The sequence below is a fragment of the Enterobacter sp. ECC_219_Taxon_10 genome (genome assembly GCF_058354905.1).
This window is the reverse complement of sequence record NZ_CM178005.1, coordinates 4,735,634-4,748,754: the sequence shown is the minus strand read 5'-3', so window position 1 is coordinate 4,748,754 and position 13,121 is coordinate 4,735,634. Positions and strand designations below refer to the sequence as shown.

The following is a 13,121-nucleotide window of genomic DNA, read 5'->3' as shown; positions in this document are numbered from 1 at the left end:
AATTTGCCTGGCGGCTTTAGCGCGGTGGTCCCACCTGACCCCATGCCGAACTCAGAAGTGAAACGCCGTAGCGCCGATGGTAGTGTGGGGTCTCCCCATGTGAGAGTAGGGAACTGCCAGGCATCAAATTTAGTAGTAAGCCGGTGCATTAATCCGGTGGTTACAAGCAGTCTTCGGTGGAGCGGTAGTTCAGTCGGTTAGAATACCTGCCTGTCACGCAGGGGGTCGCGGGTTCGAGTCCCGTCCGTTCCGCCACTTATTAAGACATTAAGCCTGCCAGTGATGGCAGGCTTAATGGCAAAAAACTTTAGGGGCGTAGCTCAGTTGGTAGAGCACCGGTCTCCAAAACCGGGTGTCGCGAGTTCGAGTCTCTCCGCCCCTGCCATATAGAATCCTTTGCTTCGGCAAAGGATTTTTTTTGCCTGAAATTCGGGAAAATTTCCGCATTCTAAAATGCAGCCAGCATCTCTGCTGGCCTCATCATTAATCCATTACATTGATTTTTAATAGATCTTTTATCTGCGATTGCTTATCACTGTTTTGCAGCCAAATTGCATATAGTGGTCGCGAAAGGGTGGTGGAATCCACCACGGTATGCAATCCAGGCCTGGTGTCTGCCCAACGAACGGGTAACCAGGTGCAACCCTTCAACAGGGGAAGTTGCTGACAGGCAATCTCGGCAGAACTGGTTGTTAGCTGTGGAACATCATCAGGAGCAATCAATCCCGTCTCATGCTGTTGAAAATCTGGCCCCCATTCCAGGCGTAAATATGTCAGGTCTGCTTTCATCATCGAAGGCTCAGAGGCATAAAGCGCCAGACCAAACTGCCCCACAATCTGGCTGCTAAATTCGTCCATCTTGGGGGCTTCAGTTGTGATCAGAAGATCAAGCTGGCGCTCATGAAGTTGCTTAACCAGCGACTGACGTTGCGCAATTCGGGCTTCAAATTGCAAATGGCCATGGGAGTGATATAGCCGGGTAAGCCACTGACTGAGCATACATTCCCACAGAGACGCGCTGGCCCCTATTGAGAATTCATTGTGCCTCGACGTATGGGCAACCTCTTTGCGTGCTGCCTGCCATGTGTTCATCAGCGTTTCGGCATACGGGAGCAGTTTCTCACCGGCGGGCGTTAAACGGATGTTGTTGCGGTGACGGGTAAAAAGATTCACACCCAGTTGATTTTCCAGCTGTCGAATACGAAAACTGACTGCTGACTGCGTCAGGTAAAGGGCTTCAGCTGCTCGCCCGAAGTGGCGCGTTCTGCTCACTTCAAGGAAAGTTTTTAGCAATTCCGTATCCACATCTTTCTCCGCAAAATAATTTGTCGTTATGATTTAAATGTTTTGTTTTACACTCTGTCAAGCGTAACTAATACTCCGCGCCATAAATAGCTCGGCCAAAGAATTAGGAGCGTGTAGGATGGCGGAAAGCTTTACGACGACTAATCGTTTTTTCGACAATAAACATTATCCGCGCGGGTTCTCTCGTCACGGCGATTTCACCATCAAAGAGGCGCAGCTGCTTGAGCGTCATGGTTATGCCTTTAACGAGCTGGATCTGGGTAAACGTGAGCCTGCAACCGAAGATGAAAAGCAGTTTGTCTCGGTGTGCCGTGGTGAGCGTGAGCCGCAGTCTGAAGCAGAACGTGTATGGATCAAGTACATGGCTCGCATTAAGCGTCCAAAACGTTTCCATACGCTGTCTGGCGGTAAACCGCAGATGGAAGGTGCAGAAGACTACACCGAGTCTGACGATTAAGAAAAAGGGGCTACGGCCCCTTTTTTATGCCAGTAACTTTTGTAGATGCAAAAGCAAACGATCGATCGCCCGATAGCTCAACGCTTCCTGCAAATGTTTCCTCTCAATGCCAGTACAGCCCTCCACGTCAGCAATGGTTCTGGCTACTTTTAACAAGCGCTGCCACGCACGTATGGAAAGCCCAAAGCGCGTCAGCGTCTCTTCCAGCCATCCCGCATCTTCAGCGTTAAGAGAACAAAACTGTCGGATCCCGGCATTATCCAGCCGTGCATTCAGTCTGTTTTGTCGAGCGTACTGCCGTGCCTGCGCCGCGATAACCCGCTCGCGTACAGTCGCTGAGCTTTCACCCTGTGTACGCGTCTGCCTTAGCAGGCCCGGCGGCGGAAGGGGGATTTCCAGTGATAAATCGAAACGATCGAGGAACGGGCCGGAAAGCTTTCCCAGATAGCGCAGCGTTTGCTCTGGCGTACAGCGGTTATGGTTGCCCTGGTAGTGGCCCGTCGGGCTGGGATTCATCGCTGCGACAAGCTGAAACTGGGCGGGATAGCTTATTTTGGCTCGCGTGCGTGAGATATGTATCTCACCGGATTCAATGGGCTCCCTCAGTGCATCCAGCACGCGCCGCTCAAATTCAGGCAGCTCATCGAGGAACAGAATGCCATTGTGTGCCAGTGAGATCTCACCCGGCCCCGGAATAGACCCACCGCCGACCATTGCCGTCAGCGAAGCGCTATGATGCGGGGAACGAAAAGGACGGCGGCGCCACTGTTTATGCAACGATGTTGAACTGATAAGGCTATAGATGGCAGCGCTTTCCAGCGCTTCATGGTTATTAAGCGGCGGGAGCAACCCGCTCAGCCTGCTTGCCAGCATGGTTTTGCCCGTACCCGGCGGGCCAATCAGCAGAAGATTGTGACCACCCGCTGCCGTAATCTCCAGCGCCCGTTTCCCTTGCTCTTGTCCCATGATCTCGCTGAGGTCTTCTGGCGCATCCGCTATAGCCTCGTCACACTCTTCCGGCTCGGACAGTTCGTGCCGGCCCTCCAGCCAGGCGCACACTTCCTGGAGATGCCCTGCGATGAGGCATCCCTTTTCTGCAATAAGACTCACTTCTGATGCGTTTTCATTGGCCACAACGATTTGCCGCCCTGCACGTATTGCTTCCAGCGCTCCCGATATCGCACCGGGAACGCCTCTCAATGCGCCTGTGAGCGCGAGTTCACCCACGAACTCGTACGAGCCTAGCCTGGTCGTATTAAGTTGCTCAGAAGCCGCGAGAAGCGCAATTGCGATAGGTAAATCATATCGCCCACCCTCTTTAGGCAGGTCAGCGGGGGCAAGGTTGATGGTGATCTTCTTTGCGGGGAAGGTATAACCGCTGTTTATTATTGCACTACGAACGCGGTCCCTGGCCTCTTTGACCGTGGTTTCAGGTAACCCAACAAGCGTGAGTCCGGGGAGGCCATTACTCAAATGAACCTCTACGGAAATAAGCGGAGCCTTCACCCCGAGAGCCGCTCGCGTATAAACAACTGACAGTGACATTTGTACTACCTCCTGGTGTGACTGTGCCATTGCCCGTTTTCTCTGTTTAGCGTCTTTTGGCGTATTTACGCTGCCTGTTCAGAGATTTTGGTAGCACAGTGAAACCATTGCATAACTGTGGAAGCACTCTCGCAGAGTATAAAAAGCCCCGTTTTGACGTTAAGAACGGCAGGAAAAAAATGAAAAATATTCATCCCCAAATTTCCTTATATAAAACAATGGCTTCATGGGAAATGATTCGCTGGCTAACCAAGTCCGTCATAAATAAATCTTGTGTTTAATTTAAAAACTGTGATAACTCTTTAGGTATTCCTTCGAACAAGATGCAAAAAGAACTGAAAATGACAGCCCTTCTACGAGTGATTAGCCTGGTCGTGATTAGCGTGGTGGTGATTATTATCCCATCGTGCGGGGCTGCACTTGGACGAGGAAAGGCTTAGAAATCAAGCCTTAACGAACTAAGACCCCCGCACCGAAAGGTCCGGGGGTTTTTTTATGACTAAAAAACTTAAACGAGGAGCAGAGAATGAACACTAGCATAAAATTCTGTTTCTCCAGATTTATGACGGGGAACTAACTATGAATGGGGCACAATGGGTAGTACATGCGTTGCGCGCGCAGGGAGTCGAGACAGTATTCGGTTATCCGGGTGGCGCAATTATGCCGATTTACGATGCACTGTATGACGGCGGCGTGGAACACCTCTTGTGCCGACACGAGCAGGGCGCAGCGATGGCAGCCATTGGCTATGCCCGTGCGACAGGTAAAACAGGCGTGTGCATGGCGACCTCAGGTCCGGGTGCAACGAACCTGATCACCGGCCTGGCTGACGCGCTGCTCGATTCCGTCCCCGTCGTGGCAATTACCGGTCAGGTAGCCTCTCCGTTCATTGGTACCGATGCCTTTCAGGAAGTGGACGTCCTCGGCTTATCGCTGGCCTGCACCAAGCACAGCTTCCTCGTTCAATCTCTCGAAGAGCTGCCTCGCGTGATGGCCGAAGCGTTCGAGGTTGCCAGTTCTGGCCGTCCTGGCCCGGTTCTGGTGGATATCCCGAAAGATATTCAGGTTGCACTCGGCGATCTGGAGCCGCACTTCTCTACCGTTGAAAGCAACGAAGCATTCCCGCATGCAGACGTTGAAGAGGCGCGTCAGATGATGGCGCAGGCGAAACAGCCGATGCTCTATGTCGGCGGTGGTGTAGGCATGGCGCAGGCCGTTCCTGCCCTGCGCGAATTTATCGCGGTGACGCAGATGCCCGCTACCTGCACGCTGAAAGGTCTGGGCGCAGTCGACGCGGACTACCCGTACTACCTCGGCATGCTGGGAATGCATGGCACCAAGGCGGCAAACCTGGCGGTGCAGGAGTGCGATCTGCTCATTGCCGTGGGGGCTCGTTTCGACGACCGCGTCACCGGCAAGCTCAATACCTTCGCACCGAATGCCAAAGTTATTCATATGGATATCGACCCGGCGGAGATGAACAAGCTGCGTCAGGCGCATATCGCGCTGCAGGGCGATCTCAACGCGCTGTTACCGGCACTGCAGCAGCCGCTGGATATCAATGCATGGCGTCAGCACACCGCAGACATGCGCGCCGAGCACGCCTGGCGTTACGACCATCCCGGCGAGGCCATCTACGCGCCGCTGCTGTTGAAGCAACTCTCCGACCGTAAGCCGGCAGACAGCGTGGTGACAACGGATGTGGGACAGCATCAGATGTGGTCCGCACAGCACATGACCTACACCCGCCCGGAAAACTTCATCACCTCCAGCGGCTTAGGCACCATGGGGTTTGGCCTGCCGGCAGCCGTAGGCGCACAGGTAGCCCGCCCGAACGATACCGTTATCTGTATCTCCGGTGACGGCTCCTTCATGATGAACGTTCAGGAGTTGGGCACCGTGAAGCGCAAGCAGTTACCGCTGAAGATCGTCTTGCTCGATAACCAGCGTTTAGGGATGGTTCGCCAGTGGCAACAGCTGTTTTTCCAGGAGCGTTACAGCGAAACAACCCTGACCGATAACCCCGATTTCCTCACTCTGGCCAGCGCCTTCGGCATTCCTGGCCAGCACATCACCCGTAAAGACCAGGTTGAAGCGGCACTCGACACCATGCTTTCAAGCGAAGGGCCATACCTGCTTCATGTCTCAATCGACGAGCTTGAGAACGTCTGGCCGTTGGTACCGCCCGGTGCCAGTAACTCACAAATGCTGGAGAAATTATCATGATGCAACATCAGGTCGCCGTGCAGGCTCGCTTCAACCCGGAAACTTTAGAACGCGTTTTGCGCGTGGTCCGTCACCGTGGTTTTCAGATTTGCTCTATGAATATGGAAACCGCCACCGACGCGCAAAACATCAGTATCGAATTAACCGTTGCCAGCCCGCGGCCGGTCGACTTACTGTTTAGTCAGTTATCAAAGCTGGTAGACGTTGCCCATGTTGCCATCTGCCAGAGCACAACCACATCACAACAAATCCGCGCTTGAGCGTGACAGGACGAAAAAATGACGACAAAAAAAGCTGATTACATTTGGTTCAACGGTGAGATGGTTCGCTGGGAGGACGCGAAGGTCCACGTGATGTCCCACGCGCTGCACTACGGTACCTCCGTGTTTGAAGGCATCCGCTGCTACGATTCTCACAAAGGGCCAGTGGTGTTCCGCCATCGCGAACACATGCAGCGTCTGCATGACTCAGCCAAAATTTATCGTTTCCCGGTCTCTCAAAGCGTTGATGAGCTGATGGAAGCCTGCCGCGAAGTGATTCGCCAGAACAAACTGACCAGCGCCTATATTCGTCCGCTGGTCTTCGTGGGTGACGTCGGCATGGGCGTGAACCCGCCGGCCGGTTACAACACCGATGTGATCATTGCCGCGTTCCCGTGGGGCGCCTACTTGGGCGCAGAAGCACTGGATCAGGGGATCGACGCAATGGTTTCTTCCTGGAACCGCGTGGCGCCAAACACCATCCCGACCGCCGCGAAAGCGGGCGGTAACTACCTCTCCTCACTGCTGGTCGGCAGCGAAGCGCGCCGCCACGGCTATCAGGAAGGCATCGCCCTCGACGTGAACGGCTACATCTCTGAAGGTGCGGGCGAAAACCTGTTTGAAGTGAAAGACGGCATCCTCTTCACGCCGCCGTTCACCTCATCCGCGCTGCCGGGCATCACCCGTGACGCCATCATCAAGCTGGCGAAAGATCTGGGTATCGAAGTGCGCGAGCAGGTGCTGTCCCGCGAATCCCTGTATCTGGCCGATGAAGTGTTCATGTCCGGTACGGCAGCTGAAATCACGCCGGTGCGCAGTGTAGACGGTATCCAGGTGGGCGAAGGCCGCTGTGGCCCGGTCACCAAGCGCATTCAGCAAGCGTTCTTTGGCCTCTTCACCGGCGAAACAGAAGATAAATACGGCTGGTTAGATCAGGTTAATCACTAAGCATAAATTTGGGACGGCACGCACCACCGTCCCATTAAATAGTCAGACGGGAGTCAATAAAGCATGCCTAAGTATCGTTCAGCCACCACCACCCACGGCCGTAATATGGCGGGAGCCCGCGCGCTGTGGCGCGCCACCGGAATGACCGACGCCGATTTCGGCAAGCCGATTATCGCCGTGGTGAACTCCTTCACCCAGTTCGTACCGGGCCACGTGCACCTGCGCGATCTCGGCAAACTGGTTGCCGAGCAAATCGAAGCCTCAGGCGGCGTGGCGAAAGAGTTCAACACCATTGCGGTGGATGACGGTATTGCGATGGGGCACGGTGGCATGCTCTATTCACTGCCGTCGCGCGAGCTGATCGCCGACTCGGTTGAGTACATGGTTAACGCCCACTGCGCCGATGCGATGGTCTGCATCTCCAACTGCGACAAAATCACCCCGGGGATGCTGATGGCCTCCCTGCGCCTGAATATTCCGGTGATCTTCGTCTCCGGCGGCCCGATGGAAGCGGGGAAAACCAAGCTCTCCGACAAAATCATCAAGCTCGACCTGGTCGATGCGATGATCCAGGGCGCGGACCCGAAAGTCTCAGACGAGCAGAGTGACCAGGTAGAGCGCTCCGCGTGTCCGACCTGCGGCTCCTGTTCCGGGATGTTCACCGCTAACTCCATGAACTGCCTGACCGAAGCGCTGGGCCTCTCTCAGCCGGGCAACGGCTCGCTGCTGGCGACCCACGCCGACCGTAAGCAGCTGTTCCTTAATGCCGGTAAGCGCATCGTTGAGCTGACCAAACGCTACTACGAGCAGGACGACGCCAGCGCGCTGCCGCGCAGCATCGCCAGCAAAGCCGCATTCGAGAACGCCATGACGCTGGATATCGCGATGGGTGGCTCTACCAACACCGTTCTGCACCTGCTGGCCGCCGCGCAGGAAGCCGAAATCGACTTCACCATGAGCGACATCGACAAGCTGTCCCGTAAAGTGCCGCAGCTGTGTAAGGTCGCGCCGAGTACCCAGAAGTACCACATGGAAGACGTGCACCGTGCCGGTGGCGTCATCGGTATCCTCGGCGAGCTGGATCGCGCCGGGCTGCTGAACCGTGAAGTGAAAAACGTGCTCGGCCTGACGCTGCCGGAGTCGCTGGACCAGTACGACGTGATGCTGACCAAAGACGACGCGGTGAAAAAAATGTTCCGCGCCGGCCCTGCCGGTATTCGCACCACGCAGGCGTTCTCGCAGGATTGCCGTTGGGATACCCTGGACGATGACCGTGCCGAAGGCTGCATCCGCTCGCTGGAGCATGCCTACAGCAAAGACGGCGGTCTGGCCGTGCTGTACGGTAACTTTGCGGAAAACGGCTGCATCGTGAAAACCGCGGGCGTGGACGACAGCATCCTGAAATTCACCGGTCCGGCGAAAGTGTACGAAAGCCAGGATGAAGCGGTAGACGCCATCCTCGGCGGCAAAGTGGTGGAAGGCGACGTGGTTGTCATTCGTTACGAAGGGCCGAAAGGCGGTCCGGGCATGCAGGAGATGCTCTACCCAACCACCTTCCTGAAATCCATGGGACTCGGTAAGGCGTGTGCGCTGATCACCGACGGGCGTTTCTCCGGCGGCACCTCCGGCCTCTCTATCGGCCACGTTTCCCCGGAAGCGGCAAGCGGCGGCAACATCGCCATCATCGAAGACGGTGACCTGATCGAAATCGACATCCCGAATCGTGGTATTCAGCTGAAGCTGAGCGACCAGGAGATTGCGGCCCGTCGTGAAGCGCAGGAAGCGCGCGGCGACAAAGCCTGGACGCCAAAAGATCGCCAGCGTGAAGTCTCCTTCGCCCTGCGCGCTTACGCGAGCCTTGCCACCAGTGCAGATAAAGGCGCGGTGCGCGATAAATCTAAACTTGGGGGCTAATGATGGCCGAGTCTCAACCCTTATCCGCCGCCCCCGAGGGGGCGGAATACCTGAGAGCGGTGCTACGCGCGCCGGTCTATGAAGCCGTGCAGGTCACGCCCCTGCAGAAAATGGAAAAACTCTCTTCGCGCCTCGACAACGTTATCCTGGTCAAGCGCGAAGACCGCCAGCCGGTGCACAGCTTCAAGCTGCGCGGCGCCTACGCGATGATGGCCGGGCTGACCGACGAGCAGAAAGCGCGCGGCGTGATTACCGCGTCGGCGGGCAACCACGCCCAGGGCGTTGCCTTCTCCTCGGCCCGTCTGGGGCTGAAGGCGCTGATCGTGATGCCGGTCGCTACCGCAGACATCAAAGTCGACGCGGTCCGCGGTTTCGGCGGCGAAGTACTGCTCCACGGTGCCAATTTTGACGAAGCGAAAGCCAAAGCGATCGAGCTGGCGCAGCAGCAGGGTTTTACCTGGGTGCCGCCATTCGACCACCCGATGGTGATTGCCGGGCAGGGCACGCTGGCGCTTGAACTGCTGCAGCAGGATGCCCATCTCGACCGCGTCTTCGTCCCGGTGGGCGGCGGCGGGCTGGCGGCGGGCGTGGCGGTGCTGATCAAACAGCTGATGCCGCAGATCAAAGTCATCGCCGTTGAAGCGGAAGACTCTGCCTGCCTGAAGGCGGCGCTGGATGCCGGCCATCCGGTCGACCTGCCGCGCGTCGGGCTGTTTGCCGAGGGCGTGGCGGTGAAGCGCATTGGCGACGAAACCTTCCGCCTGTGCCAGGAATATCTCGATGATATCGTCACGGTAGACAGCGACGCGATCTGCGCGGCGATGAAGGATCTGTTCGAGGACGTGCGTGCGGTGGCGGAACCGTCCGGCGCGCTGGCGCTGGCGGGGATGAAAAAATACATCGCGCAGCACAACATTCGCGGCGAGCGGCTGGCGCACGTGCTGTCTGGTGCGAACGTGAACTTCCACGGCCTGCGCTACGTTTCCGAGCGCTGCGAGCTGGGGGAACAGCGGGAAGCGCTGCTGGCGGTGACGATTCCGGAAGAGAAGGGCAGCTTCCTCAAGTTCTGCCAGTTGCTGGGCGGTCGTTCGGTGACGGAGTTCAACTACCGCTTTGCCGATGCCAAAGATGCCTGCATTTTTGTCGGCGTGCGTCTGAGCCGTGGCGTGGAGGAGCGCAAAGAGATCCTTAGCCTGCTGCATAACGGCGGCTACAGCGTGGTCGATCTTTCTGACGACGAGATGGCGAAGCTGCACGTGCGCTACATGGTCGGCGGGCGTCCATCGAAGCCACTCCAGGAACGCCTGTTCAGCTTCGAATTCCCGGAATCGCCGGGCGCGCTGCTCAAGTTCCTGCACACGCTGGGCACGCACTGGAACATCTCTCTGTTCCACTACCGCAGCCACGGCACCGACTACGGCCGCGTGCTGGCGGCGTTCGAACTGGGCGAGCACGAGCCGGATTTCGAAACGCGCCTGAACGAGCTGGGTTATGAGTGCCACGACGAAACCCATAACCCGGCGTTCAGGTTCTTTCTGGCGGGCTAGTGGTTCGGCAATATCTTCCAGAACGCATCAATAAGCGGCTCATGCAGCCGCTTTTTTTGTGCGCACACGCCAAGCTCGAACGGTGTTTTCTCATCGCTGCGTTCCAGAATCATCACGCGATTGCGCACCGGTTCCGGGCTGTTTTCCAGCACCACTTCCGGCAGCAGCGCCACGCCACAGCCGAGCGCCACCATTGACACCATCGCCTCATGACCGCTGACGGTAGCGTATATCGACGGATTGCTGATTTTCTGACGGCGGAACCACAGCTCGATGCGGCGACGCACCGGCCCTTGATCGGCCATGATAAACGGCACCGTGGACCAGTCCGGTTTTTCCACTGAGACCTGGTTACGTACCGGGCAGGGCAGCGCCGGGGCAATCAGTACCACCGCCAGGTTCTCCAGCATCGAGAACGCCACCGCTCCCGGCAGGGTTTCGGGTTTCCCGGCGATAGCGAGATCCGCTTCGCCCGTCACCACTTTTTCCATTGCGTCGGCGGCGTCGCCGGTGGTGAGCTTAATCTCAACCGACGGATGCGCTGCGCGGAAGCGGTCGAGAATGGGTGGCAGATGGCTATAGGCGGCGGTCACGGAGCAGAAAATATGCAGTTCGCCGGAGAGCGATGGCCCCTGCTGATCGATGGAGTGCCGCAGCTGCTGGTACTGCAACAGCGTCTGCTGGGCAAAAATGCGCAGCTCTTCTCCCGCTTCCGTGAGGGTGACGGTACGGTTATCGCGTACGAACAGCGGCTGGCCGAGGTCTTCCTCAAGGCGTTGGATCTGGCGCGAAAGCGTGGAGGGGCTGACGTGCATCGCCCGGGCGCTGCGGCCAAAATGGCGGCTTTCCGCCAGGTGCAGGAACATTTTTAGATCGCGTAAATCCACCGATTCCACTCCCTCTTATTACATTGCAAAAATTGCAATATGACGTTGTGAATATATCAATTTCCGCAATAAATTTCCTGTTGTAATGTGGGTACATTCTCGCTGAAACGCGAACCGAACAATAAGACACACAACATCACGAGGTATCACCCATGGCTAACTACTTTAATACACTGAACTTGCGCCAGCAGCTGGCGCAGCTGGGCAAATGCCGCTTCATGGCGCGTGACGAATTTGCCGATGGCGCGAGCTACCTTCAGGGTAAAAAAGTGGTCATCGTCGGCTGTGGCGCACAGGGCCTGAACCAGGGCCTGAATATGCGTGACTCCGGTCTGGATATCTCCTACGCCCTGCGTAAAGAAGCGATTGCCGAGAAGCGCGCTTCATGGCGTAAAGCGACCGAAAACGGCTTCAAAGTGGGTACCTACGAAGAGCTGATCCCGCAGGCGGATCTGGTTGTTAACCTGACGCCAGACAAGCAGCACTCAGACGTAGTGCGCTCCGTACAGCCGCTGATGAAAGACGGCGCCGCGCTGGGCTACTCCCACGGCTTCAACATCGTTGAAGTGGGCGAGCAGATCCGTAAAGACATCACCGTAGTGATGGTGGCGCCGAAGTGCCCGGGTACGGAAGTACGCGAAGAGTACAAGCGTGGCTTCGGCGTACCGACGCTTATCGCGGTTCACCCTGAAAACGATCCGAAAGGCGAAGGTATGGCGATTGCCAAAGCGTGGGCTGCGGCGACCGGCGGCCACCGTGCGGGCGTTCTGGAATCCTCCTTCGTTGCCGAAGTGAAATCTGACCTGATGGGCGAGCAGACCATTCTGTGCGGCATGCTGCAGGCCGGTTCTCTGCTCTGCTTCGACAAGCTGGTGGAAGAAGGTACCGACCCGGCCTATGCGGAAAAACTGATTCAGTTCGGCTGGGAAACCATCACCGAAGCGCTGAAGCAAGGCGGGATTACGCTGATGATGGACCGCCTGTCCAACCCGGCCAAACTGCGCGCGTTTGCACTCTCTGAGCAGCTGAAAACCATCATGGCGCCGCTGTTCCAGAAACACATGGATGACATCATCTCCGGCGAGTTCTCTTCCGGCATGATGGCGGACTGGGCGAACGACGACAAGAAACTGCTGACCTGGCGTGAAGAGACCGGTAAAACCGCGTTCGAAACCGCGCCGCAGTATGAAGGTAAAATCGGCGAGCAGGAGTACTTCGATAAAGGCGTACTGATGATCGCGATGGTGAAAGCAGGCGTTGAGCTGGCGTTCGAAACCATGGTGGATTCTGGCATCATCGAAGAGTCTGCGTACTATGAATCTCTGCACGAGCTGCCGCTGATTGCGAACACCATCGCCCGTAAGCGTCTGTACGAAATGAACGTGGTTATCTCTGATACCGCAGAATACGGTAACTACCTGTTCTCTTACGCTTGCGTACCGCTGCTGAAAGAGTTCATGACCACCCTGCAGACGGGCGATCTGGGCAAAGCGATTGCGGAAGGTGCGGTAGACAACGCGCAGCTGCGTGACGTAAACGAAGCCATTCGCAGCCACCAGATCGAGAAAGTGGGCCACAAACTGCGTGGCTACATGACCGATATGAAACGTATCGCGGTAGCAGGTTAACACCAGGTGCGGGCTGATGCCCTCACCCCGACCCTCTCCCACGGGGAGAGGGTGCAAACATTAAAGGCCTTCTCTAAGAGAAGGCCTTGCTGTTTATTTCCGATACAGCACTTTAATGATGTGATAACCGAACTGGGTATGCAGCGGACCGGTTGGCTCCAGCACCGGGCAGGAGAAAACCACTTTATCGAACGCCGGAACCATCTGACCCTGACGGAATTCACCTAAATCGCCGCCACGCTTGCCTGACGGACAAATAGAGTGCTTCTTCGCCAGCTTGCCGAAGTCGGCACCGTTTTTAATCTGCTCCAGAAGATCCAGAGCCAGTTTCTCTTCTTTAACAAGGATATGCAGTGCTGCTGCTGTTTTTGCCATGATCGTGCCTTGAGTGGTATGGATTAGGC

Annotated in this window: 13 protein-coding genes, 2 tRNA genes and 1 rRNA gene; 12 read left to right on the top strand and 4 right to left on the bottom strand. The window is 56.7% G+C overall.

Translation table 11 applies throughout. From position 1 onward, the window contains the following. The first annotated feature begins 6 nt into the window (after positions 1-6). The 3 genes from rrf (at position 7) to AC4ICF_RS22570 (ending at position 385) form a co-directional block, all read left to right on the top strand. Positions 7-122 (top strand): 5S ribosomal RNA (gene rrf / locus AC4ICF_RS22580). Between the two features lie 56 nt (positions 123-178). Next, positions 179-255, top strand: a tRNA-Asp gene (locus AC4ICF_RS22575). Positions 256-309: 54 nt separating this feature from the next. Beyond that, positions 310-385: transfer RNA gene (locus AC4ICF_RS22570), tRNA-Trp, on the top strand. A 98-nt stretch (positions 386-483) separates the two neighbouring features. Here the strand turns inward: AC4ICF_RS22570 and hdfR are convergent. Continuing rightward, entirely contained in the window at positions 484-1,305 is an 822-nt protein-coding gene (gene hdfR, locus AC4ICF_RS22565) for an HTH-type transcriptional regulator HdfR (RefSeq protein WP_116343682.1), read from the bottom strand. Between the two features lie 118 nt (positions 1,306-1,423). On the opposite strand from hdfR, the gene AC4ICF_RS22560 reads away from it, so the two are divergent. After that, the gene (locus tag AC4ICF_RS22560) at positions 1,424-1,762 is read left to right on the top strand and encodes a MaoP family protein (RefSeq protein WP_008501577.1); all 339 of its coding nucleotides are present in this window, start codon (positions 1,424-1,426) and stop codon (positions 1,760-1,762) included. Between the two features lie 24 nt (positions 1,763-1,786). Here the strand turns inward: AC4ICF_RS22560 and AC4ICF_RS22555 are convergent, their stop codons facing one another. Next, the gene (locus AC4ICF_RS22555; RefSeq protein ID WP_166712613.1) at positions 1,787-3,307 is read right to left on the bottom strand and encodes a YifB family Mg chelatase-like AAA ATPase; all 1,521 of its coding nucleotides are present in this window, start codon (positions 3,305-3,307) and stop codon (positions 1,787-1,789) included. Positions 3,308-3,648: 341 nt separating this feature from the next. On the opposite strand from AC4ICF_RS22555, the gene ilvL reads away from it, so the two are divergent. The 7 genes from ilvL (at position 3,649) to ilvA (ending at position 10,202) form a co-directional block, all read left to right on the top strand. Continuing rightward, complete coding sequence (gene ilvL / locus AC4ICF_RS22550) at positions 3,649-3,747, top strand: ilv operon leader peptide (protein ID WP_042326053.1); 99 nt, start codon at positions 3,649-3,651, stop codon at positions 3,745-3,747. An 86-nt stretch (positions 3,748-3,833) separates the two neighbouring features. Further along, a complete protein-coding gene (gene ilvX, locus AC4ICF_RS22545; RefSeq protein ID WP_192985207.1) occupies positions 3,834-3,884 on the top strand; it encodes a peptide IlvX in 51 nt (16 codons plus the stop codon). Positions 3,885-3,886: 2 nt separating this feature from the next. After that, positions 3,887-5,533 (top strand): acetolactate synthase 2 catalytic subunit, encoded by a 1,647-nt coding sequence (gene ilvG, locus AC4ICF_RS22540; protein WP_116343684.1) that lies wholly within the window; start codon positions 3,887-3,889, stop codon positions 5,531-5,533. Then, a complete protein-coding gene (ilvM, locus tag AC4ICF_RS22535) occupies positions 5,530-5,793 on the top strand; it encodes an acetolactate synthase 2 small subunit (protein WP_003860184.1) in 264 nt (87 codons plus the stop codon). The genes ilvG and ilvM overlap by 4 nt, the downstream gene beginning before the upstream one ends. Positions 5,794-5,811: 18 nt before the next feature. Continuing rightward, positions 5,812-6,741, top strand: coding sequence for a branched-chain-amino-acid transaminase (gene ilvE / locus AC4ICF_RS22530; protein ID WP_003860182.1), 930 nt, complete (start codon positions 5,812-5,814; stop codon positions 6,739-6,741). Between the two features lie 63 nt (positions 6,742-6,804). Continuing rightward, positions 6,805-8,655 (top strand): dihydroxy-acid dehydratase, encoded by a 1,851-nt coding sequence (gene ilvD, locus AC4ICF_RS22525; protein ID WP_163330950.1) that lies wholly within the window; start codon positions 6,805-6,807, stop codon positions 8,653-8,655. A gap of 2 nt (positions 8,656-8,657) precedes the next feature. Next, positions 8,658-10,202, top strand: a complete 1,545-nt coding sequence (ilvA, locus tag AC4ICF_RS22520; protein ID WP_116343727.1) for a threonine ammonia-lyase, biosynthetic — start codon at positions 8,658-8,660, stop codon at positions 10,200-10,202. On the opposite strand, the gene ilvY is transcribed toward ilvA, so the two are convergent. Beyond that, positions 10,199-11,089 carry an HTH-type transcriptional activator IlvY gene (gene ilvY / locus AC4ICF_RS22515; protein ID WP_223561850.1) on the bottom strand — a complete coding sequence of 297 codons (891 nt, stop codon included), beginning with the start codon at positions 11,087-11,089 and terminating at the stop codon, positions 10,199-10,201. The genes ilvA and ilvY overlap by 4 nt on opposite strands. A 152-nt stretch (positions 11,090-11,241) precedes the next feature. Here ilvY and ilvC point away from each other — a divergent pair, with 152 nt between their 5' ends. After that, entirely contained in the window at positions 11,242-12,717 is a 1,476-nt protein-coding gene (ilvC, locus tag AC4ICF_RS22510) for a ketol-acid reductoisomerase (RefSeq protein WP_045261004.1), read from the top strand. 93 nt (positions 12,718-12,810) lie between these two features. On the opposite strand, the gene ppiC is transcribed toward ilvC, so the two are convergent. Beyond that, positions 12,811-13,092 carry a peptidylprolyl isomerase PpiC gene (gene ppiC, locus AC4ICF_RS22505; RefSeq protein ID WP_004886861.1) on the bottom strand — a complete coding sequence of 94 codons (282 nt, stop codon included), beginning with the start codon at positions 13,090-13,092 and terminating at the stop codon, positions 12,811-12,813. Between the last annotated feature and the right edge of the window lie 29 nt (positions 13,093-13,121).

Bases quoted from the DNA above. Each gene is read 5' to 3' on its own strand.
- AC4ICF_RS22560 (WP_008501577.1), top strand. From the start codon at position 1,424: ATGGCGGAAAGCTTTACGACGACTAATCGTTTTTTCGACAATAAACAT.
- AC4ICF_RS22555 (WP_166712613.1), bottom strand. From the start codon at position 3,307: ATGTCACTGTCAGTTGTTTATACGCGAGCGGCTCTCGGGGTGAAGGCT.
- ilvL (WP_042326053.1), top strand. From the start codon at position 3,649: ATGACAGCCCTTCTACGAGTGATTAGCCTGGTCGTGATTAGCGTGGTG.
- ilvG (WP_116343684.1), top strand. From the start codon at position 3,887: ATGAATGGGGCACAATGGGTAGTACATGCGTTGCGCGCGCAGGGAGTC.
- ilvM (WP_003860184.1), top strand. From the start codon at position 5,530: ATGATGCAACATCAGGTCGCCGTGCAGGCTCGCTTCAACCCGGAAACT.
- ilvE (WP_003860182.1), top strand. From the start codon at position 5,812: ATGACGACAAAAAAAGCTGATTACATTTGGTTCAACGGTGAGATGGTT.
- ilvD (WP_163330950.1), top strand. From the start codon at position 6,805: ATGCCTAAGTATCGTTCAGCCACCACCACCCACGGCCGTAATATGGCG.
- ilvA (WP_116343727.1), top strand. From the start codon at position 8,658: ATGGCCGAGTCTCAACCCTTATCCGCCGCCCCCGAGGGGGCGGAATAC.
- ilvC (WP_045261004.1), top strand. From the start codon at position 11,242: ATGGCTAACTACTTTAATACACTGAACTTGCGCCAGCAGCTGGCGCAG.
- ppiC (WP_004886861.1), bottom strand. From the start codon at position 13,092: ATGGCAAAAACAGCAGCAGCACTGCATATCCTTGTTAAAGAAGAGAAA.